The organism is Kitasatospora sp. NPDC092286, assembly GCF_044755565.1.
GTDB lineage: Bacteria > Actinomycetota > Actinomycetes > Streptomycetales > Streptomycetaceae > Kitasatospora.
Map to the genome: position 1 here is coordinate 64,266 of NZ_JBIVRD010000007.1, position 20,510 is coordinate 84,775.

At 73.1% G+C, this 20,510-nt stretch carries 18 protein-coding genes and 1 pseudogene; 7 read left to right on the forward strand and 12 right to left on the reverse strand.

The window, feature by feature from the left end:
- Positions 1 to 136: 136 nt before the first annotated feature.
- From ACIQIB_RS09150 to ACIQIB_RS09165, 4 genes are all read left to right on the forward strand, one after another.
- Positions 137 to 745: a DUF5753 domain-containing protein gene (locus ACIQIB_RS09150; protein ID WP_400757394.1), complete on the forward strand. Its 609-nt coding sequence runs from the start codon at positions 137 to 139 to the stop codon at positions 743 to 745.
- Positions 746 to 1,109: 364 nt separating this feature from the next.
- Positions 1,110 to 1,352 (forward strand): DUF397 domain-containing protein, encoded by a 243-nt coding sequence (locus ACIQIB_RS09155; protein WP_363604668.1) that lies wholly within the window; start codon positions 1,110 to 1,112, stop codon positions 1,350 to 1,352.
- A gap of 76 nt (positions 1,353 to 1,428) precedes the next feature.
- Complete coding sequence (locus ACIQIB_RS09160) at positions 1,429 to 1,848, forward strand: hypothetical protein (protein ID WP_400757396.1); 420 nt, start codon at positions 1,429 to 1,431, stop codon at positions 1,846 to 1,848.
- Positions 1,849 to 2,259: 411 nt separating this feature from the next.
- Positions 2,260 to 3,321, forward strand: coding sequence for a ferritin-like protein (locus ACIQIB_RS09165; RefSeq protein ID WP_363604665.1), 1,062 nt, complete (start codon positions 2,260 to 2,262; stop codon positions 3,319 to 3,321).
- A 78-nt stretch (positions 3,322 to 3,399) separates the two neighbouring features.
- Here the strand turns inward: ACIQIB_RS09165 and ACIQIB_RS09170 are convergent, their stop codons facing one another.
- A complete protein-coding gene (locus ACIQIB_RS09170) occupies positions 3,400 to 4,566 on the reverse strand; it encodes a protein-L-isoaspartate O-methyltransferase (RefSeq protein WP_400757397.1) in 1,167 nt (388 codons plus the stop codon).
- A 415-nt stretch (positions 4,567 to 4,981) separates the two neighbouring features.
- Between ACIQIB_RS09170 and ACIQIB_RS09175 the strand changes: the two genes are divergently transcribed.
- Positions 4,982 to 5,263 carry a hypothetical protein gene (locus tag ACIQIB_RS09175; RefSeq protein WP_400757399.1) on the forward strand — a complete coding sequence of 94 codons (282 nt, stop codon included), beginning with the start codon at positions 4,982 to 4,984 and terminating at the stop codon, positions 5,261 to 5,263.
- Positions 5,260 to 5,508, forward strand: a complete 249-nt coding sequence (locus ACIQIB_RS09180; RefSeq protein ID WP_400655190.1) for a hypothetical protein — start codon at positions 5,260 to 5,262, stop codon at positions 5,506 to 5,508. The genes ACIQIB_RS09175 and ACIQIB_RS09180 overlap by 4 nt, the downstream gene beginning before the upstream one ends.
- A 125-nt stretch (positions 5,509 to 5,633) precedes the next feature.
- Here the strand turns inward: ACIQIB_RS09180 and ACIQIB_RS09185 are convergent, their stop codons facing one another.
- The 5 genes from ACIQIB_RS09185 to ACIQIB_RS09205 form a co-directional block, all read right to left on the reverse strand.
- Complete coding sequence (locus ACIQIB_RS09185) at positions 5,634 to 6,491, reverse strand: sugar ABC transporter permease (RefSeq protein WP_400757401.1); 858 nt, start codon at positions 6,489 to 6,491, stop codon at positions 5,634 to 5,636.
- Positions 6,488 to 8,104, reverse strand: coding sequence for an ABC transporter permease subunit (locus ACIQIB_RS09190; protein WP_363604657.1), 1,617 nt, complete (start codon positions 8,102 to 8,104; stop codon positions 6,488 to 6,490). The genes ACIQIB_RS09185 and ACIQIB_RS09190 overlap by 4 nt, the downstream gene beginning before the upstream one ends.
- A gap of 106 nt (positions 8,105 to 8,210) precedes the next feature.
- Complete coding sequence (locus ACIQIB_RS09195; protein ID WP_363604655.1) at positions 8,211 to 9,503, reverse strand: extracellular solute-binding protein; 1,293 nt, start codon at positions 9,501 to 9,503, stop codon at positions 8,211 to 8,213.
- Positions 9,504 to 9,580: 77 nt separating this feature from the next.
- Positions 9,581 to 10,921 (reverse strand): alpha/beta hydrolase-fold protein, encoded by a 1,341-nt coding sequence (locus tag ACIQIB_RS09200; RefSeq protein ID WP_400757402.1) that lies wholly within the window; start codon positions 10,919 to 10,921, stop codon positions 9,581 to 9,583.
- On the reverse strand, positions 10,918 to 12,726 hold the full coding sequence (locus ACIQIB_RS09205; RefSeq protein ID WP_400757404.1) for a glycoside hydrolase family 13 protein: 1,809 nt from the start codon (positions 12,724 to 12,726) through the stop codon (positions 10,918 to 10,920). The genes ACIQIB_RS09200 and ACIQIB_RS09205 overlap by 4 nt, the downstream gene beginning before the upstream one ends.
- 183 nt (positions 12,727 to 12,909) lie before the next feature.
- On the opposite strand from ACIQIB_RS09205, the gene ACIQIB_RS09210 reads away from it, so the two are divergent.
- Positions 12,910 to 13,923, forward strand: coding sequence for a LacI family DNA-binding transcriptional regulator (locus ACIQIB_RS09210; protein ID WP_400757406.1), 1,014 nt, complete (start codon positions 12,910 to 12,912; stop codon positions 13,921 to 13,923).
- 60 nt (positions 13,924 to 13,983) lie between these two features.
- Here the strand turns inward: ACIQIB_RS09210 and def are convergent, their stop codons facing one another.
- The 6 genes and pseudogenes from def to ACIQIB_RS09240 form a co-directional block, all read right to left on the reverse strand.
- On the reverse strand, positions 13,984 to 14,625 hold the full coding sequence (gene def, locus ACIQIB_RS09215; protein WP_400655177.1) for a peptide deformylase: 642 nt from the start codon (positions 14,623 to 14,625) through the stop codon (positions 13,984 to 13,986).
- 65 nt (positions 14,626 to 14,690) lie between these two features.
- Complete coding sequence (locus ACIQIB_RS09220) at positions 14,691 to 15,680, reverse strand: hypothetical protein (protein WP_363604647.1); 990 nt, start codon at positions 15,678 to 15,680, stop codon at positions 14,691 to 14,693.
- Between the two features lie 277 nt (positions 15,681 to 15,957).
- Complete coding sequence (locus tag ACIQIB_RS09225; protein WP_400757407.1) at positions 15,958 to 17,325, reverse strand: HD-GYP domain-containing protein; 1,368 nt, start codon at positions 17,323 to 17,325, stop codon at positions 15,958 to 15,960.
- Positions 17,326 to 17,378: 53 nt separating this feature from the next.
- A complete protein-coding gene (locus ACIQIB_RS09230; RefSeq protein ID WP_400655173.1) occupies positions 17,379 to 18,815 on the reverse strand; it encodes an HD-GYP domain-containing protein in 1,437 nt (478 codons plus the stop codon).
- A 492-nt stretch (positions 18,816 to 19,307) separates the two neighbouring features.
- A pseudogene (rsrA, locus tag ACIQIB_RS09235) lies at positions 19,308 to 19,598 on the reverse strand (mycothiol system anti-sigma-R factor); the annotation flags it as partial.
- The gene (locus tag ACIQIB_RS09240; protein ID WP_400757408.1) at positions 19,595 to 20,338 is read right to left on the reverse strand and encodes a sigma-70 family RNA polymerase sigma factor; all 744 of its coding nucleotides are present in this window, start codon (positions 20,336 to 20,338) and stop codon (positions 19,595 to 19,597) included. The pseudogene rsrA and the gene ACIQIB_RS09240, both read right to left, overlap by 4 nt.
- Positions 20,339 to 20,510: the final 172 nt, after the last annotated feature.

The window sequence follows — 20,510 nt, forward strand, 5'->3', positions numbered from 1 at the left end:
GTCCAGAACGGGAAACGCCTCCCTCCCACCGGGACAGGGCTTCATGCAGATCCCTGGCATCGTGACCAAGAAGCCGAGGGAGTAGCGATGGACAACAGGTCGGATTCAACACGGATCGCGGGTACAGAGTGCACGAGTGGGCTTCCCGTCATCGGGAGACGCCGCAGGATCTCTGCCGATAGCCGAGTCACCCGACAGGAACCGACCCCAGCAGGCCTTCGCGGCGCAGGAAGTCGGCCGGTCCGAGTTGATTCCCGGGTTGCTCCAGAGCGCCGAATACGTCTCGGCCGTTTTCGCCCTGCACCCAGAGTTGTCGTCAGAGGCCAAGACAAAGACCATCGCGGCTCGACTGGAGCGCCAGGCCGTCCTGTACGACCGCCATCGAGAGTTCCATTTCGTCATCTGCGAACATGTACTGCGGTGGCGGATATGCCCTCCCGCCGCCATGGCCACACAGCTCGATCGCCTGGTGTCACTGTCCCGACTTCCCAATGTGACCATCGGAGTTCTTCCTCTCTCCAGGCTCATGCCTGACTTCCCGATGACCTGCTTCAGCATGTATGACGATCGCCTGGCCATCGTGGAGACGTTCCATTCGGAGATCACCACGCACGATCCGAGGGACGTCGGAATCTACTTGTCAAAATTCGCCGCATTCGATGCTGCGGCACTATATGAAGATGACATGCGCGCACTGACCGAAGGAATCCGAGACGAGTTCTTTCAGGAACAGGAAAGCGCGTAGGAATCTCCCCGCATCTCTCGTAATTTGGTGACTCGCCGAAACGATCCGAGAGTCACGGGAGCACTCCATGTCCGCCGCCGATCTCGCACAGCCGGCCGACACGAACTGTCCGCCGAAGCGTCGCCGTACCCACGCGGAACTCATGGAGCGGATCGGCGACAACCCGGTCCGGAAGGACCTGGCGATCGGCCATCTGGCCGAGCTGGTGGGGTGCGGGACGGCAGGGCCCTGGCCCGACCGCTGTTCGAACCGGGTACCTCGCCGTGACCGCCTCCCGCGGCTCCTCCCCTTGAGTCTTCCCGCCCAAGTCCTGGGCGGGACGGGGCCGTTCCATGCCCCGAAGTGATACCGGAAGGTGCAGGCGATGACTGAGCGCAACCTGTACGAACTCGACCTCTCGCAGGTCGAGTTCAACCGTGCGTGCGGCGGCAACCAGGGCGGGGGTGACGACGGCGAGTCGTGTGTGACCCTCGGCGTCGTGCCGCAGGCCCCGGGTGTCTTCGCCCTGGGCGACAGCAAGCGTCCCGACCACCAGCCGCTGCTGTTCACCGTCGAGGAGCTGACCGAGGCCGGGATCGACCCGGCGCGGTTCGGTCTGTCCGTCTGAAGCCCCCTGACAGCCCCGGCCGCCCGCAGCCCCGTGCGGCCGGCCGGGGCACCAACGCCACCGAGGAGAAGCGCAGTTGCACTTCCACGGCTACGAATGGGCCGGCGACGGCCGACTCCTCGCCAAGGAGTCGGAGCGCCGACCGATCGAGAGCGGCGGGTTCCGGCTCTCGGAGCTACCGCCGATGATGACGGGCTGGTGGCTGCTGCGGCCGACCTCCCAGCTCCGGGGCACCTGGGAGACGCCGACCGATGCGGCCGACTGGCTCGCGCAACGGTACGGGGAGCACACACCGGGCGGTGATCCCTGGCTGCCGATCGAGGCACGGCGGCTCCGCGCGGTCGAACAACTGGCCAGGGCCGCTGACGTCGTGTGGTCCCGATGGATCTCCGACAGCCGCTGGACGGGCCACTACGCAATCGCCTGCCCCAACCGCACCTGGCCGAATATCCCCTGCCCCACCAAGCACGCCGCCCGGCCGCCGGCCTCGGACTGACACAGCGCCCCGCCCCGCCCGGCGCCCACGCCGGGCGGGGCGGCCACATCCGCGCGTGGCCCCATGCACAGGAAGTCGGCCGGTCCGACTCCCTGCGCACATGCTCCGTCGGCCCCAGTGGCCCGGACACCGCATCGATCGCCACCGCGACCGGGCGCGGCCCCTGCCCGTAGACCGCGGTCACCCCCGGCTCGCCGTACCGGTGCCAGGACGCGCTGTCCTCCCGGCCCCTCGAAACGCCGGCGACCACCCCACCCGGAGCAGCCTCGACCGGCTCGGGGGCCATCCCGAACCGCAACGGCCCGACCCCCACCATCCGGATGAACTCCCGGGCCACACCGGCAGCACACGCGTACGCACGATCCGCCCCCCGCTACGGTCCGGCGCACAGCCGAACGAAAGGGGTACGCCGTGACGACCGGAATCCTGGACTACCGGAGCGACGCGATCGTCCAGCTCATGAACATCCCGGAGGAGGACTGGACCGGGCAGGAGCTCAAGGACGCGCTCCAGCGGGCGATCATGCTGGAGTTGTCGACCATCCCGCCGTACGCCACCGCGCTCTGGTCGATCACCGATCCGGACAACAGCCAGCCGGTCCGCCACACCATCCGTGAGATCGTCTTCGACGAGATGTCGCACTTCGGCCTGGTCTGCAACATGCTCACCAGCATCGGCGGCACCGTCGTCCTCACCGACCCCGCCACGGTGCCGAAGTACCCGGGCGAGCTGCCGGGTGGCGTCAACCCCGGGCTGGAGGTCTTCCTCAGCGGGCTGACCCGCGAGTCGGCGGGCCTCTTCTCCGACATCGAGAAGCCCGAGAACCCGCTCGCCTTCGCCGCCGACGGCAATACGATCGGCGCCTTCTACCAGCGGATCGTCAATGTCTTCCCGAACTTCGCCCACCTCCTCACCGGGCAGCGGCAGGTGAGCTTCCCGCTCGGGTCGAGCCACGGCGCCGGCAACGACATCGTCCCGATGAACACCATCGACGACGTCCTGAAGGCGCTCGACATCATCCGGACCCAGGGCGAGGGCACCGACGCCTCCCCGGACAACCCCTTCCCCGGCGCCCCCGGCGAACTCGCCCACTACTACGCCTTCAAGGAGATCGCCGTCGGCAGGAAGCTGGTCCAGAACCCCACGACGAAGAAGTTCGAGTTCACCGGCCCCGACCTCCCGCTGCCGGACGCCCACCCGGTCGCCCGCGTCCCCGCCGGCGGCTGGGCCAACGACCCCGGCAACAAGCCCGACCAGGCCACGGCCGACCTCCTGCACACCTTCGACCAGCAGTACAGCGACATGCTGCGCGCCCTCGAACAGGCCTGGGGCGTTGCCGGGTCGGACTCGCTCTTCCAGGCGATCGGGCTGATGGGCCAGTTGCGCGGCACCGCCCAGCAGATCAACGGCGTGAAGCTCCCCGCCGACCCCCGCTTCACCTACGGCCCGGAGTGGCTCTTCGTCTCCGCCTGACAGAACGCCGCCGCCCCGTACGGAACTCCCGTCCGGGGCGGCGGTGTCCGGCCGCTCAGCCCTTGACCGACCCGGCGGTCAGGCCCTGGGCGAGGCAGCGCCCCCGCCATCCACGATGGGCCACCGAGGGCCGTCCGGATCGCGCAGCCACACCCACTGGCGCTCCGGCGTGACGGTGATCCCGTAGTCGTACGGCGTCGGCCGGCCGTGCGCCTCCCACTGTTCCCACGCGGTCAGCAGTTCGTCGCCGATGCGCCGCCGACCGCCCTGGTGCAGCACCGCACTGCCGTCGCCACACGCGGACAGGGCCGCCCACGATGCGTTGCCGTCGTGGATCCAGGCGTTGACGCCGTCCTCGTCCCGGCCGGTGATCACCACGGCGTCCGGAACGGCGACGCGCACCGCGAACCGCAGGTCCCAGTCACCGGCGAGCGGGGCGAGGGCGCGTTCGAGGATCCGCTCGGCGCCGGGATCGCCACTGCCTCGCACCTTCACATACCCGTCGTAACCGGCTGACGCCGGAACCCGGCCGCACCGGTCAGCCATGAACCGCCCGAGACCCTGCACCCAGCCGCTCGCACCGCGCCCGTCGGCGGCCACCGTGAGCGCCACGTGCCCGAGCCGTCCCCACGGATAGACGATCCGACCGCCCGGCCTGACGGCCTCGATCCACTCGTACGGGACGGTCTCCACCGCGTAGGTCGCGTGGATCCGGTCGAACGGACCCCCGGGCGGCACATTGCTGGTGCCGTTGCCGACGAACACCTCGGCGTCGACCCCACCGGCGGCAAGCCGCTCGCGAGCAGGCACGACGAGGCCCTCGTCGATCTCCGTGGAGACGACCAGGCCGGGCCCGGCCCGCCACGCCGCGAGCGCGCAGCTCCAGCCCTGCCCCGTACCGATGTCCCACACCGTGTGACCGGGCTCCAGCATCAGGCTGTCCAGCATGTCCGCCACCACGGCGGGCGCCGAGAGGCTGGAGGACGGAAGCCCGTCGGTGACCTGGGTGACCGCCGCCGCGTCCGGGCCGGCGTACAGCTCGTCCGCCCACGCCGCCGGATCGGTCTGCCGGTCGAACGGCACATGGGCGTGGCCCTCCCAGCGCCACAACCGATCCGGCGCGAACGCGTCGCGGGGCAGCGCGGCCATGGCCTCGCGCAGCCACGGCGAGTCGGCCGGCCACGCCCCACGCTGCTCCATCACCGCGTCCATCCGGGTAAGACGGCCGGCCAGGTCGGCACTCACTTCTTGTGCTTCCCGCCGCCCGGCGGCGGAGGCGGCACCTGCCCGTCGGCATTGCCCGGCGGCGGGGTCCCCTGGCCCGGGTCCGGCGGCGGCCTCTCGTGGTCACCCATGCGTCGCTCCCTTCGGGTACGGAACACGTCCGGCCGGCCAACTCTGCCCGGCCCCGACGCTCGACGGCAGCCGCGCAGAGGATCACCCGGAGGTGGTGCGCCCACCCGAGGGGCGCGCCGGTGCGACCGCCCGCCCGCCGGAGTCGCGATTCGGAAGGACCTGGCAACCGGGCGCCTGGTCGAGTGGCACCGCCGGGCGGGCCCCGAACGCCACTCTGGACTCTTATGACGACTCCGGTACCGGCCGAACCGGTGAGGGAGGACGCTGGTACCGGTCCCGCCCGCACGAGACTTCCGGAGGAACGGTGAGCGCAGCACCCCTGCACGGCCGCCACGACGACCAGCAGCCCATCCCGCGGACCCAGGACGCCGTCGCCGTCGCCCTCCCACCAGCACAGCGGATGGAGTTCTACCGGGAGATGGGCGAGGCCGAAGACTCGACGATCGGCGGCGTCCTGCGGCGTTGGTGGCTGCGCGCCCAGCTCTACCGCGACCCGGAGGGCGACCGTATCCACGCCGCCATCCAGTCCGGCACCGCCCCCGGAACCCCGGCCTCCACAGTTCTGCGCCGTCTCGGGGCCCTGTGAGCGACCGCATCCAGAACCCGGACGAGGACGACCCGAGCACGTCGGCCGACGTCTTCTCCGCCGTCGTCGCTTTCCTCGTCGATCTGCGCGAGAACCCCTCCCCTCATCTGAGCATGCCGATTCCAGGGAGACCCGGCATGCACTCGGCGCCGCTACGCCGGGATCTCGGGCTGGTGGAGTACGCGGTGGACGAGGGCCAGGATCCGTCTCGTGTCTACGTGTCCCGGATCCTGCGCGCGGACTGATCAGCCCCGCCTTGGGAGGGCGGACCTGTCCTACAACTATGGGTCCGGCCAGTACGTGGTCGTGTGCCCCGGCCAGATGCCCGCCCCGTACGGATCTCCCGTCCGGGGCGGCGGCGTCCGGCCGTTCAGCCCTTGACCGACCCGGCGGTCAGGCCCTGGGCGAGGTAGCGCTGGAGGAACTGGTAGACGACGATCACCGGCAGCGAGGTCACCAGCGCCCCGGCCGCGAACAGGCCGTAGTTCTGGTCCTGCTGGCCGGAGATGATCCCGTACAGGCCGACCGCGACCGTCTTGGAGTCGTTCGAGGTCAGGAAGATGTTCGCCAGGATGACGTCGTTGAGCGCGGCGGTCAGCGACAGGATCGAGATCACCACCAGCATCGGCGCGGCGAGCGGCAGGATCAGCCGGAAGAAGATCTGCGCGTGTCCGGCGCCGTCGACCTTGGCGGCCTCGTCGATCTCGCGCGGGATGGTGTCCAGGTAGCCCTTCATCAGCCAGGTGTTCACCCCCATCGCGCCGCCGAGGTAGACCAGCACCAGCCCCCACGGGGTGTCCAGGCCGATCGCCGGCACGATGTCGCCGATCTCGGCGAACAGCAGGTAGAGCGAGATCACCGCGAGGAACTGCGGGAACATCTGCACCAGGAAGACCGCCATCAGCCCGATCCGCCGGCCCCGGAAGCGGAACCGCGAGAAGCCGTACGCGGCGCACATCCCGAGGAAGACGTTCAGCACCGCGAAGCTGCCGCAGACCAGCGCCGTGTTGCCGAGCCAGCGGGCGAACGGGTACTGGTCGCTGGTGAACAGCGCGGTGAAGTTGGCGAGCGAGGCGTGCTCGGGCACCAGCGTGGACGACTGGAGCGTGCCGAGCGGGTTGAGCGCCGCCGAGAGCACGAACAGCAGCGGGAACAGCGCGAAGCAGACGGCGAGCACGGCGATCAGGTGCCGCCAGCCGAAGCGGCGCAGCCATCGGGTGGTGGTCATGCGTTCAGCTCCTCAAGGGCGCGGGTGCGGCGGAAGCCCACCAGGGTGATCAGACCGACCAGCAGGAAGATGACGATGGAGAGCGCGGCGGCGAAGCCGTACTGCGCGCCCTGCCCGCCGAAGGCCAGCCGGTAGGTGTAGCTGATCAGGATGTCGGTGGACCCGGCCGTGCCGCCCGCGCCGTCGAACGGCCCGCCGCCGGTGAGCAGTTGGATGGCGTTGAAGTTGTTGAAGTTGAAGGCGAACGAGGAGATCAGCACCGGCGCGGCGGCGACCAGCAGCAGCGGGAAGGTCACCGCCCGGAACGCCGTCCAGGGCCCGGCACCGTCGATCCGGGCGGACTCGTTGAGTTCGGCGGGCATCGCCTGCAGCACCCCCGTACAGATCAGCAGCATGTTGGGGAAGCCGAGCCAGAGGCTGGTGAGCAGGACCGCGAACCGGGCGTTCCACGGATCGCCCAGCCAGTCGATCCGGGTGTGCAGCACCTGGTTGAGCAGGCCGAAGTCCCGGTTGTACATGCTCTGCCAGATCAGGATGCCGATGAACGCGGGCATCGCGTACGGCAGCAGCAGCAGCGAGCGGTAGGCCCGCTGCCCGCGCAGCCGGGGGTGGTGCAGGGTGAGCGCCAGGCCGAGGCCGAGGGCGAAGGACGCGCCGGTGGAGAGCAGGGCGAAGCCGAAGGTCCAGGCGAGCACGCCGAGGAACGGGCCGCGGATCGCGGGGCTGGTGAGCACGGCGGTGAAGTTGGCGAAGCCGACGGTGCGGTGCCAGCCGGTGGGCAGGGTCCGCCCGGAGCCGTCGGTGGCGGTGAACCAGCCGTCCCGGGGCTGGTAGACGGTGCCGTCGCGGGTGTCGGTGAGGGTGTCGGCCTGCCGGTCGTACACCAGGACGGGCCGGGCGGTGGTGGCCGTGGAGAGGCCCTGGCTGACGATGAAGCCGCCGTCCACCGGCACCCGGAGGTCCTTGAGCTCCCCGGCCCTGCCGTTGATCTGGCCGAAGGTCAGGACGGTCAGGCCGGGCGCGGCGGTCACCCGGCCGTCCGGCGCGGTCGTGGTCCCGGCCGGGGCGGGGGCGAGGCCGCGTGCGGTGCCGGCCGAGACCTGCCCGGTGGCCGGGTCGGTGAGCAGCAGCACCAGCGGGCCGCCGTCCGCGCCGGTGGCGACGGTGAGCGTGTACGCGGGGCTGTCCGGCACCGGTTCGGCGGAGTGGTCGACGAGGGTGCGGACCGCCTGGTCCTTGGTGAGCAGGTGCCCGTCGCCGTAGTCGGTGAAGGAGACGGCGACGATGTACAGCACCGGGTAGGCCACGAAGGCGAGGAACAGCGCGGTGGCCGGGAGCAGGTACTTGGCGGGCAGCCGGCGCGGCGACAGGTAGATCCAGAACGTCGCGCCGACGGCGGCGGCCAGCACGCCCAGCGCGGCCCAGTGCCCGGCGTCGTACAGCTTGGGCGCGGCGTACAGGGCGACGGCGGCGACACCGGCCAGCAGGGTGATCTTCACCAGCTGCGCGGTGGCGGCGCCGGCCCGGCGCGGGGGCCGGCCGGGCGGGCGGTCCGGGGCCCCGGCGGAGGGGTCGGCCGGGCGCCTGCTGTCCTGAAGGGTGGGGGAGGTCATGGGTGGTCCCTGGTCCGGAGGGCGCCCGGCGGTGGTGGCCCGTCCGGGTGTCGGTGTTCGGGCGGTCCCACGGGGCGGCCGGGCATGCCGACCCGTGGGACGGGCCCTACTTCGCGAGGGCCGCGCGGATGGCGTCGCCGGCCTGGCGCATGGTCTCGGCCGGGTCGGCACCGGCGACGATGCCGGCCTCGGCCTGGCCGAGCGGCCCCCAGATCGCGTTCATCGCGGGGATCGTCGGCAGCGGCTGGCCGCCGGCCCCGGCCGCCGCGAAGGAGCCGATGTCCGGGTCGGTGGCGGACACCTTCGCCAGCGCGGAGCTGAGCGCGGGCGGTTCCGGCGAGGCCTGGTAGAGCGCCAGCTGGCCCTCCTCGGAGCCGACCTCGCGGAGCAGGAACTCCTGGGCCAGCGGCTGGTTCCTGGCCTTGGCGGAGAGGTAGAAGCTCTGCACCCCGATGAACGGGCGGGCCGGGCCCTTGCCCGCCCAGCCGGGCACCGGCGAGATCGCGTACGGCAGACCGGCCTGCTTGACCTGTCCGAGCGCCCACGGCCCGGCCACCAGGAACGGGGTCTTCTTCCCGGTGAACAGCGAGATGGCGTTGGTGTCCACCGAGCGGTTGAGGAGCCCGGCGCCCTTCTCGCCGTACTGCCTGAACAGCTCGCCGGCCGCGATCGAGCCCGGCCCGCCGACGCCGAGGTCGGCGGTGTCGTAGCTGCCGTCCGCCTTGGTGCCGAACAGGTAGCCGCCGGCCGAGGTGAACAGCGGCTGGAGGGCGTACGCGTTGCCCTGCTGGCCGACCGGCAGGGCGAGCGGGACCTCGGCCGTACCGGCCTTGACGGCGGCCTGCGCGGCGCCGGCGAGGTCCTCGAAGGTGCCGGGTGCGGTGGGCGCCAGCTCGGTGTTGCGGAAGAGCACCAGGTTCTCGGTCGCGTACGGCAGCCCGTACTGCTGGCCGTTGTAGGCGACGGCGTCCAGCGCGGCCGGCTGGAACAGCGCCTTCTGCTGCCCGGTCAGCGGGACGGGCGCGACCACGCCGTTCTGCACCAGGTTGCCCAGCCAGTCGGAGGCGCCGACCACGAGGTCGGGGCCCTTGCCCGCGTTGGTGGCCGAGACGTACGCCTGCTGGGTGTTGACGGACTGCGGGACGACGGTGACCTTGACCCCGTGCTCCTTGCCGAACCGGTCGGCGAGCGGCTGCAGGGCGGCGGCCTGCTGGGTCTGCGCCCAGATCACCAGGTCGCCCTCGGCGCTCCCGATCGGCGGGGCGGTCATCGGGTCACCCGCCGCGGCCGTGGCCGGGCCGCTCGCGGACGGGGTGCCGGCGGGCGAGGTGCCACCGCAGGCCGTGGCGGTGGCCAGCAGGGCGAGGACGCCGAGCACGGCGTGTCTCCGGTAGCGCATGGTCCGAGACTCCTTCGTCCGGGAGGGGGCGGGGGTTGCGGGGGGCGGGGATTGCGGGGGCGGGCGGGCGCGGACGGTCAGATGCCGTCCGCGGGCCGGCTCCAGCGGTCGACGGTGATGTCGAGGCGGGTGTCGCGGTCCACCCGCAGCGGGTGCAGCACCCGCAGGCCTTCGGCGTCCACGGCGTCCAGGCCCCAGCCGCGCGAGACCCCGCCGTCGAAGCCGGTGCCGCGCGGGACGGCGATCCGCCCGCGGAACCGGCCGGGTCCGTCGGGCCGGCAGGGCACCGGGCCGTACATCACCGGCGCGTCCTCGGGGGTGCCGGCCGGGACGGCGACGGTGACCTCCAGGACCGGCCGGGCCGGCAGCTCCGGCTCCACCCGGACCTCGGTCCTGGCGGTCAGCCCGTGGGCGCGGACGGTGAGCTCCGTCCGCCCGGCGGCGAGCGGGCGCAGCAGTCCGTGCGGCGAGACGGCCGCGACCTCGGGGCGCTCCACCCGGTAGCCGGCCTCCAGCGCGGTGTACCGCACCCCGTCGGCGCGGACGGCGACCGGGTTGACGGCGCTCCACGTCTCGCCGGGCGCGAGCGGGATCGACGGCTCGGCGGTGAGCGAGACGACCGGCGAGGGGCCGCCGAACAGGTGCAGCAGCGCGTGCCGGGCGCGCGGGCGCCACGCGTTCTCGTGGTGCGGCGCGACCGGGTCCTCGTAGTAGAGGAGGTCCGTGCCGGAGGTGTAGCCGGCCTCGTCGATCAGCTGGACGGCCAGGTCCCGGGCGGGCCGGGCCATGATCAGGCCCTCCCGCCCGCCGATGTCCAGCCAGAGCCGGCGCGGCCCGCGGCGGCGGTAGCTCTCGTAGACCACCCGCTCGCCGAGGTCGGCCGGGTCGACGTGGGTGAGGAACGGTGAGAGGACGGCGGCCAGGCCGAAGACCTCCGGGCGGCGGAACGCGATGTGGTAGCTGACCAGGCCGCCCATCGAGGAGCCCATCAGCGCGGTGTGCCCGGGGCCGGTCCTGGTCCGGTAGCGGGCGTCGACGAACGGCTTGACCTCGTCGGTCAGGAACGCCTCGTAGCGGTGGCCCTTGAGCGGGGTGCCGGGGGTGCGCCAGTACTCGGCCACGTGCGAGTACTCGGTGCCGCGCTCGGCGCCGGCGTTGGGCACGCCGACCGCGATCAGCTCGGGGATCAGCCCCTCCGCGTACAGCTGCTCCAGTGTCCGGTCGACCGCCCAGGTGGGCTGCTGTCCCTGGTCGAAGACCTGCTGGCCGTCGTGCAGGTAGAGCACGGGGTAGTCGGCGGCCGGGTCGTCGTCGTAGCCGGGCGGCAGGTGGACCAGCAGGTCCCGTTCGTTGCCGAGGAGTTCGGAGCGGAAGCCGGGGATGCGCTCGATCCGGCCGCGGCGCGGGGTCGTGGTCACCGGGCCACCGACCAGACGTGCACGGCCGGGCCCTCGCAGGGCAGGTCGCGGCCGGGGACGAGCTGGGGCCCGCCGAGCAGGTGGGTGGCGTGCCACTCGCCGGCCACCGGCGGGTGGTCGGCCCGGCTGATCTGCACCAGGATCCGCTCCCGCTCGTCCTCCCGCTCGAACAGCAGGACGTCGCGCTCGGCGAGCAGCCAGCGCAGCCCGCCGCCGCTGAGCGCGCTGTGGCTGCGGCGCAGCCGGATCAGCTCGCGGTAGGTGCGGTAGGTGTGCTGGTCCCAGGCGGACTCGTCCCAGGGGAACGGCTTGCGCCCCTCCTCCAGGCCCTCGCCCTCGACGCCCACCTCGTCGCCGGAGAACACCATCGGGGTGCCGGGCAGGGTGAACAGCAGCGCCGCGCCGAGCAGTTGGCGCTCCGGTCCGGCGAAGGTGCGGAACCGGGCGGTGTCGTGGGAGTCCAGCAGGGTGAGGTTGTGCGCGCGGCTGCGCCAGGGCAGCGCGGCGCCGAACGCCGTCATGGTGGCGCGCAGTTGGGCGCCGGTGTAGTCGGGGATCGGCCCGGGCACCGCCCAGAAGTCCTTCTGGTCGTGCCGTTCGGCGAGCCAGCTCCAGACCGGCCGGGTGAAGCCGGCGTAGCTCATGGTGCCCTGCCAGCCGTCGCCCTTGAGGGCGAGCGAGGCGTCGTGCTGGTGCTCGGCGAGCAGCACCGCGTCGGGGTTGGCGGCCCGGACGGTGGCGGCGGTGGTGGTGGCGACCAGCTGGTTGAGCTCGACCTCGCCGCGCCGGCCGGCCATCTGCGCCACGTCGACCCGCCAGCCGTCCAGGTGGAAGGGCGCCCTGAGGTACTTGGCGATCACCGAGTCGGGGCCTTCGTAGAGCCGGCGGCGCAGTTCGGCCGAGCGGTGGTCGAAGGTCGGCAGGGTGTGGACGCCCAGGAAGGTGGCGTAGTCGTCCGGGCCGCCCTCGCCGAAGAAGTAGAACCCGGCCTCGGGGCTCTCCGGGTCGGCCTGGGCGGCGCGGAACCACTCGTGCTCGTTGCCGGAGTGGTTGAGGGTGATGTCGCCGATCACCTTGATGCCGCGCCGGTGCGCCTCGGCGATGAGCGCGACGAGCGCCTCGTCGCCGCCGAGCGCGGGGTCGACCCGGTCGAAGGAGACGGCGTCGTAGCGGTGGTTGGAGCGGCCCTCGAAGAACGGGGTGAGGTAGATGACGGTGGCGCCGAGGCGCTGGATGTGGTCGATCTTCCGGGCGACGCCCCACAGGTCGCCGCCGTACATCTGCTGGAGGGCGGCGGCGTCGCCGGTGTGCAGCGGGGTGTCCCAGTCGGCCGGGCGGGCCCAGGCGGCGAGCGGGGCGTCGCCGGCGCGGGCGTAGCGGTCGGGGAAGATCTGGTAGACCACCGCGTCGGCGGTCCAGGCGGGCGGAGCGGGGTGGGTGGTGAGGCGGAAGTCGCTCGCGTCGGGCAGGTCGTGGTCGTGCAGGCCCGCGGCGGTGAGCCAGCGCCCGCCGGCCGGGGTGTGCAGCCAGAACCGGTAGTTCATCTCCGGGTTGACCATCGTCAGGGTGGCCCGCCACCACGTCCCGTCGGCGTCGGTGCGGTCGACCGCGGCCGCCTCGAAGTGCGGCTCGCCGTCCGGGACGGAGCGCAGGAAGACCCGTTCGACCTGGTCGCCGGCGGGCACCCGGACCAGCAGGTCGACCTTCTGCCCGAGCTGCGGGGCGAGGTCTCCGACATACCGCGCGGAGCCGTCGTGGTGCGGCTGGTGGCGGGCGGCGAGGCGGTGACTGCTGGCCGTGTCCATGGAGCTCCTCGGGACGGGTGGACAGGTTAACGGATGCCGGCATTCCGTTTACCGGGGCCGACGAGGGAACCGTAACGGCGATGAAACTGTTGCGCAATACGTTGCTAAGATTGTTTCAACGACCTCGCGGGCCTGCCTGCCGGGGATTTGTAAGATGCAGGCTCGACCAGTCGGGAGGACCAATTGAGCGGCCCGTCACTGCGGGACATCGCCGCCCGGGCGGGCGTCAGCGCCGCCTCGGTGAGCAGGGTGATCAACGACCGGCCGGGCGTCTCGGACAACACCAAGGTCAAGGTCGCCGAGGCCATGCGCGAACTCGGCTGGCAGCCCGACCAGGGCTACGACCCGCACCAGGGCGCGCTGATCGGCATCGTCGTGCCCGAACTCGACAACCCGGTCTTCCCGCTGCTCGCCTCCGCGATCGAGGTGCAGCTCGCCAAGCACGGCCTGACCGCCGTGGTCGGCACCTCCACCCGCCAGGGCACCGCCGAGCTGGGCTACATCGACGTCCTGCTCCGCAAGGGCGTCTCCGGCCTGGTCCTGGTCTCCGGCCGGCACGCCAACCCGCACGCCGACCACGGCTTCTACCGGCTGCTGCACGAGCGCGGCATCCCGATGGTGCTGGTCAGCGGCAAGGTCGAGGGGCTGGCCGTCCCCACGGTCGCCACCGACGAGGCGCTCGCCGCCCGGGCCGCCGTCGCCCACCTGCGGGAACTCGGCCACCGGCGGATCGGGCTGGCGGGCGGCCAGGGCTATCTGCGCCCCTCCATCAACCGGCTGGACGGCTACCGGCGCGCGATGCGCGAACTGCTCGGCGAGGACGCCCCCGCCGACTGGTACGCCGAGTCGTCCTACTCCATCGCCGGCGGCGCCGCCGCCGCCCGCCAGCTGCTCGACGCGGGCGTCACCGCGGTCGTCGCGGGCAGCGACCTGATGGCCCTCGGCGTCGTCCAGGCCGCCCGCGAGGCCGGCCGCACGGTACCCGGCGACCTCTCCGTGGTCGGCTACGACGACTGCTACCTCGCCGCCCACAGCAATCCGCCGCTGACCACGGTGCGCCAGCCGATCGAGGAGATGGGCGCCGCCGTCGCCGAAGCCCTCTGGCGCCAGCTGGAGGGGCACGGCGGCCGCGCCCGGGACTACCTGTTCACGCCGGTCCTGGTCGCCCGCGAGTCCACCGGCCGGCTGCGCGACTGACGGTGCGCCGAAGGGCCGGGACACCCGTCCCGGCCCTTCGGCGCACGCGGTACCGGACCGTCAGCCGTTCGCCACCGTGGCGTACCGGGGCGTGCCCTCGGCCATCTGCCGCAGCGCGTCCTTGCGGTCCCGCTTCGACAGCTTGTCGATGTAGAGGAAGCCGTACAGGTGGTCGGTCTCGTGCTGCAGGCAGCGGGCGAAGAAACCGGTGCCCTCGACCCGGATCGGGTTGCCGTCCTTGTCCTGGCCGGTCACCACCGCGTAGTCCGGACGGGGCAGCTCGGCGTACGCGGTGGGCACCGAGAGGCAGCCCTCGTTGCCGTCGTCCAGCACCCGCTTGCGACCGGCCGGCAGCTCCTCCAGCACCGGGTTGATGACATGGCCGACGTGGCGCACGCCCTCGTCGTCCGGGCAGTCGTAGACGAAGACCTTGAGGTCCACGCCGATCTGGTTCGCGGCCAGGCCCACGCCCTCGGCCGCGTACATCGACTGGAACATGTCGTCGATCAGCGCGGACACCTCGCCGTCGAAGGCGGTGACGTCCTTCACCTCACGGTGCAGGACGGGGTTGCCGTAGACGGTGATCGGGCGCGCGGTGCCCTTCGAGAGGTCCGGCTCCTCGCCGACCACCTTCACCGGCTGGGCCTCGCCCTGCGCGGGCTCGTGGTCGTGGTCGTGCTGGTGGTCGTGCTGCTCCGCCATCGCTGCTTTTCCGCTTCCGCTTCCGTGGACTGCCTGGGTCTACCGGTCAAGGGTAAGCGGCCCGATCAACAGACTTCTTCGAGATCCCGATATGCGCGGGTGGCCGGCGCGGCCGCCACCCAGCGGTCCAGCAGGGTGCGCACCAGTCCGGCCGGGGCCGCGATCCCGCACTCGCGTTCGACCAGCCACGACATCCCGCCGGCGCCCTGGCTGAGGTGGCTCAGATGGCCGGGGTGCGCGGCGTCGCCGTCGTCGTGCGGGTCGTGGTGCGCGGTGTGCCCGTCGTCCGAGGCCATCCGGCTCTCCGAACAGGCCCGGCAGAGCAGCCGTACCGAGGACGTCCAGTCCTCCGCCGCGTAGCCCGCCTCGGCCACCATCCGCTCCAGCGCGTCCCGGTCCACCGCCGCGGCGGCCTGCAGCAGCACCACGTACGTCGGCACCGGGGACGGCGCCCACAGCTCGATCTCGTCGAACACCGGGTACGCGACCCCGTCGGTGACCCGCTCGCCGTGCGGGGCGCCGTCGTGCAGCACCACCTCGCCCCAGCGGCGGCCGGAGGACGGCAGCGGGATGGACAGCACCTCGATCCGGGCCGGGTCCAGCCGGCGGCCCCAGACCACCTCGGACTCGCCGTCCGGCGAGAGCCGCACCGGCGTGGTGCCGAGGTCCAGGCTGACCGGCCCGTCCGGCTGGGTGCCCGGCCCCCCGGGCAGCCGCAGGCCGTACGCCTGCCAGGCCCGGCGGGCCAGCGGCCAGTCCTGCAGGGCGGTGGCCGTGATACCCAGGTTCCACCAGTCGGGGGCGCCCTGCTCGCGGTCGAGCAGCGCGACGGCCCGCAGACCGGCCGCCCTGGCCTGCTCCCAGTCCCGGCGGAACTTGTGCAGCAGCGCCAGGTTGAACCAGGAGTCGGAGAGCCACGGCTCCAGGTCGGCGGCCATCACCAGCAGGGCGCCGGCGTCCTCGAAACGGCCGTCGCCGATCAGCGTGAAAGCCCGATCGGTCGTCTGCCGCCAGGTGGCGGACGGCCGGTGCCGTGCCCGGTGGAAGATCCTCACGTTCGTCCCTGCCGTCGTCGTCCGCTCAAGTCCCGTACCGGCGCTCCCGTGTCCGCTCCCGCGGCGCGGGCCCGGTGCCCCGGGTCGGTGTTCCACGCTACGACCGCATCCAACCACGCCCGCCACCGCCCGCGCTCCCCACCGCCGGGGTTGCATCCGCTTCCTGCCCCGCCCCTACCCAGCCTGCCCGCCCCACCGCCCCGCCTCAACCCCGGCGGCCCCCGGCAGCCCCCGAAGTGCGCCCGCGGCACCCCGGTACGCCCGGCGCTCCCGCCGGTCAGCGCCGGCCCCGGCCGCCCAGCCGCGCCAGCGCATCCACCACCCGCGCGTCGTAGACCCGGCCCCGGCCAAGCCGCAGCGCCTCCAGCGCCTCCAGCCGCCCCACCGCCTCCCCCGCCCCCCGGCCGCGGGCGGCCGTCAGCAGGTCGTCATGGGCGTTGGCCACCCGGATGATGCGAGCCGCCAGCGGCACCGGGCGCCCGGTGCCGTCCGGACCGTGGCAGGGATCGGCCAGCCGGGCGACCTGCTCGGCGACCTTGTGGGGCACCCCGGTCCGGCTGATCACCTCACTGCCCAGCCGGGCGATCCGCTGCTGCTCCGCGTCCGGCAGCAGCGCCGTCGCGCCGTCCGGCACCGGCTCGACCAGCGACAGCTGCCCGATGTCGTGCATCAGAGCCGCGTACTCCAGCAGGGCGAGCTCGCGGGTGGAGAGACCCAGCTCGCGTCCGAGCGCGCACGCCGTGTCCGCGACCCGGCGCGCGTGGCCGGGCGGGGTGTAGCCGGCCACCTCGGTGGCCTTGGCCAGGCTGGCGATGGCCTGCCCGGTGGTGGCCCGGATTCCGGCGGCCCGCCGGAACGAGACCTGCGCCAGCAGCAGCGGCGCGCAGAACAGCGGCAGCGCCCAGAGCCCCACCTCACCGGCCGCGAGGCTGACCAGCATGCCGGTGGCCACGATCGCCGAGCCGATCCCGAACAGCGACCGCAGCTCGTCCTCCAGCACCGCCGGGAACCGCAGCCCGCTCCTGGCCCGGCGCAGCAGCGCCGCGAGGGTGGCGTCGCAGAGCGCGGCCAGGGCGGCGACGGCGGTCAGGAACGCCCCGTACGCCGGCCCCTCCGCCGAGAACCGGTCCACCAGGCCGCTGGTGTAGAGCGGCTGGAAGACGGCGGCCGCGAAGCCGACCCCGAGCAGCCGCCGGGCGGCACCGTCCCGCCGGGCCGGATCGTCCCAGGGCGGGCGCCGGCGCGGTCCGGCGCCGCGGGGCAGCAGGACGGGCGCCGGCAGGGCGAGCAGCACGGCGACCAGCAGGCCCGCCCCGGTCACCGCGACCACCTGGAGCCCGCCGTGCGCGGTCGGCAGGCCGCGCAACGGCCCGAGCAGGGCGTACGCGAGGGCGCCGGCCGCCCCGATCGGGGCCTGTTCCCGGTCGCCCGGAAGGGTGATCCGGACGCACTCGCCGACCGCGATCAGCGCGACGAAGGCCAGGGCCACGCCGGGGTCGGCCACCCCGCGCACCGCGACCGCGCCGAGCGCCACGGCCAGCAGCGCGGCCGCCCCGGCGTGCACCGCGACCACCTCGCGCGGGAAGGTGCCCGTCCCACCCGCGCACCGGTCGCCGGCACCGTCCCCGGCCGCGCCACCCTCCATCGCGCCACCTCCCGCCGCACCGCCTCCGCCGGCCCCGCGTCCGGCCGGCGCGCTCACGGCTGCCCGGCCGTCGGCACGGTGCCGCCCTGGGCGGGCAGCCCACCCGGGGCGGGCAGGACCGGCGCGGGCCGGACCGGTTCGGGGACGCCCAGCGGGATGTCCGGCACCGCGCGGATGCAGTCCCCGGGCGGCGGCAGCACCGGCTGCCAGTCGTGCACGGCGAGCGCGTCGATCAGCGCCCGGACCATCACCGGGTCGAACTGGCTGCCCGCGCAGCGCTCCAGCTCGGCGACGGCCTCGGCGACCGGCCGCCCGCGCCGGTAGGACCGGGTGGAGGTCATCGAGTCGAAGGCGTCCGCGACCGAGATGATCCGCGCGAACTCGGGGATCCGCTCACCCGCCAGCCCGCTCGGATAGCCCCGGCCGTCCATCCGCTCGTGGTGGTGCAGGATCCCGTCGTGCGCCTCGCCCAGGAAGGCGATACCGCGCACCAGCTCGTACCCGTGCACCGGGTGGATCTCCACGGCCCGCCGCTCTGCCTCGCTGAGGGGACCGTTTCTTCGCAGCAGCTCGGTGGCGACGCCGAGCTTGCCGACGTCGTGCAGGATGCCCGCGAACCGCAGGGTGCGCAGCCGGTCGGCCTCCATCCCGAGCTGACGGGCGATCAGCACAGAGGCCCGGCCGACCCGTTCGCTGTGCCCCCGGGTGTAGGAGTCCTTGATCTCGACGGCCTGCACCAGGGCCTGGACGGTGGCCTGGTGGGCGGCCCGCTCACGGTGGCCCTGGGCGAACACCCAGGCCGAGATGGAGAGCGGGAGCAGCGCCAGCAGCGCCGCGAAGGCGCCGTACGGGCCCTGCCAGAGCACCGCGACCATCAGCCCGCCGGCCGCGTGCACCAGCACCGGCAGCCCCGCCGCGGCGGCCGAGCGGCGCAGCAGCACGATCGGCCGGCGGCCCTCGGCCAGCACCAGCATGCCGCCCACCAGCACCCCGTTGACCAGGCAGAACGCGGTGACGGCGGCGAGCCCGGGCAGCAGCGCGGCCGGGAAGCGGGAGCCGAGCAGCAGTTGCGGCCCGGCCAGCAGATGAAAGGCCACCGAGGCGGCGAACGCGGAGAGGGCGAGCTGCGCGCCGTTCCACACCTGCCGCGGCCGGCCGTGCGCCTCGGTGGGGCCGAACAGCCCGGCCGGCACCGCGACCAGGGCGGCGGCGGACGGCGGCAGCATCAGCGCCCCGGCGAACAGCACCGGGAAGAACGCGTTCGCGCACGGCCGGGCCGGCGCCCGGTCGGGCACCGGCGGCCGGCGCAGCAGGGTGCGGACCAGCCGCAGGCAGGGGGTGGGCAGCCCCTGGGCCAGCGACTCCCAGCACCCGTGCAGGCAGGCGAGCAGGCCGACCTTGGGCCAGTCCACCGACGCGCCGAGCCAGCGCGGCAGCCCGAGCGGGCCCGACGCGGGCAGCAGCGGCAGCAGGCAGCAGACGGCCGCCACCGGGACGGCCAGGAGGTAGCGCGTCGCGCCTGTCGGCAGGACCGCGTCTCCATTGTCGATAGCGATCTGGACCTCCCCGCCGTCCCGGCACGCTCCGCACTCAGCGCGCCGGACGGACCGGCGGTGAGCGTCCGTCAGGAGGATAGGCCGCCACCCCCGCACGGGGACGCGCGATCGCGGAACGGCGCAGCTGGCGCACCGTCAACTCACTCGAACGAGTGAGGGTGCACGCCCCACAGACAGCGCGGCCCCGGGAGCTGCACGCTCCCGGGGCCGCCCGGTCGTTCATCCTGTCGAACTCGCGCGCCCTGACCGGCGCGTGACGCCCCCGCGGCCCGCCGGACCGGCGGGCGGCGCTCACTCCGCCGGGGCACCCGCCTCGACCGGAGCGCCCGGCCGGACCGCCGCCTCCGCGGTGACCTCCCGGGTCTCCCGGGCCTCCCTGACCTGACGGCCCTGCTGAGCCGCCTCGGCGTGGCCCTCGACCGTGGCGTCGACGGCGACCACCACCGCCTCGCCCGAGCGCTGCCCGGCCCGGATCGAGTCGATCCTGGCCAGGACCTTCCCGCGCAGGTCGGCCGGGGTGTCGTCGCACCCGCAGCAGCGCTTGATCAACGCCTTGATGGCCTGCTCCAGACCGTACTTCTCCAGGCATGGCGAGCACTCTTCGAAGTGCACCCGCAACTTGTCGTAGTCGCCCTCGGCCATCTCGTTGTCGAGGAATTCATAGAGGTGGTCGAGGACCTCGCCACACTCGGTGTCGTGCGGATCGCCGCAGCTCATGAGCCCGAGCCCTTCGCTTCCTGCCCTGCCCCGCTACCGGCCGGGACCAGCCCGCGCTCACGGGCGTAATCCTCCAGCATGCCGCGCAGCTGACGGCGGCCGCGGTGCAGCCGGGACATCACCGTACCGATAGGAGTACCCATGATGTCCGCGATCTCCTTGTACGCAAAGCCCTCTACATCCGCGAGATACACGGCGATACGGAATTCCTCCGGGATGGCCTGGAGGGCGTCCTTCACATCGCTGTCCGGGAGGTGGTCGAGCGCCTGGGTCTCGGCGGACCGCAGACCGGTCGACATGTGCGACTCGGCCCGGGCCAGCTGCCAGTCCTCGATCTCCTCGGCCGCGGTGCGCTGGGGCTCCCGCTGCTTCTTGCGGTACGAGTTGATGAACGTGTTGGTGAGGATGCGGTACAGCCAGGCCTTGAGGTTCGTCCCCTCACGGAACTGGTGGAAGGACGCGTACGCCTTCGCGAACGCCTCCTGGAGCAGGTCCTCCGCGTCGGCCGGGTTGCGGGTCATCCGCAGCGCGGCCGAGTACATCGGATCCAGGTAGCCCAGGGCGTCGCGCTCGAAGCGCTCCCGCCGGGCCTCCTCGCTCTCCTCCGCCGACACCCTGAAGGTGTCCTCACCGATCGCCTCGGCCAGCTCCTCACCGGTGAGCGCCTCGCCCGTGGGCAGGCCCTCCTCCGGGCCCCGGCCCGGTTCGGCCTCGTGCTCGGTCCCGACGACCGGACCCACCTCCTCGGCATGGCGGGCACGACCCACGGCGGGCCGCCCCGAAATGGAGGATATCGGCCCGACGGGCTTCTCGCCCGCGACTAGCCAGTCCGACCACGTGGGGGCGAAGGCCGCTCCGGCCTCACGCTCCTCTGGCCGCTCGGGGCACGCGATCGAACCCATCTGTGCTGCC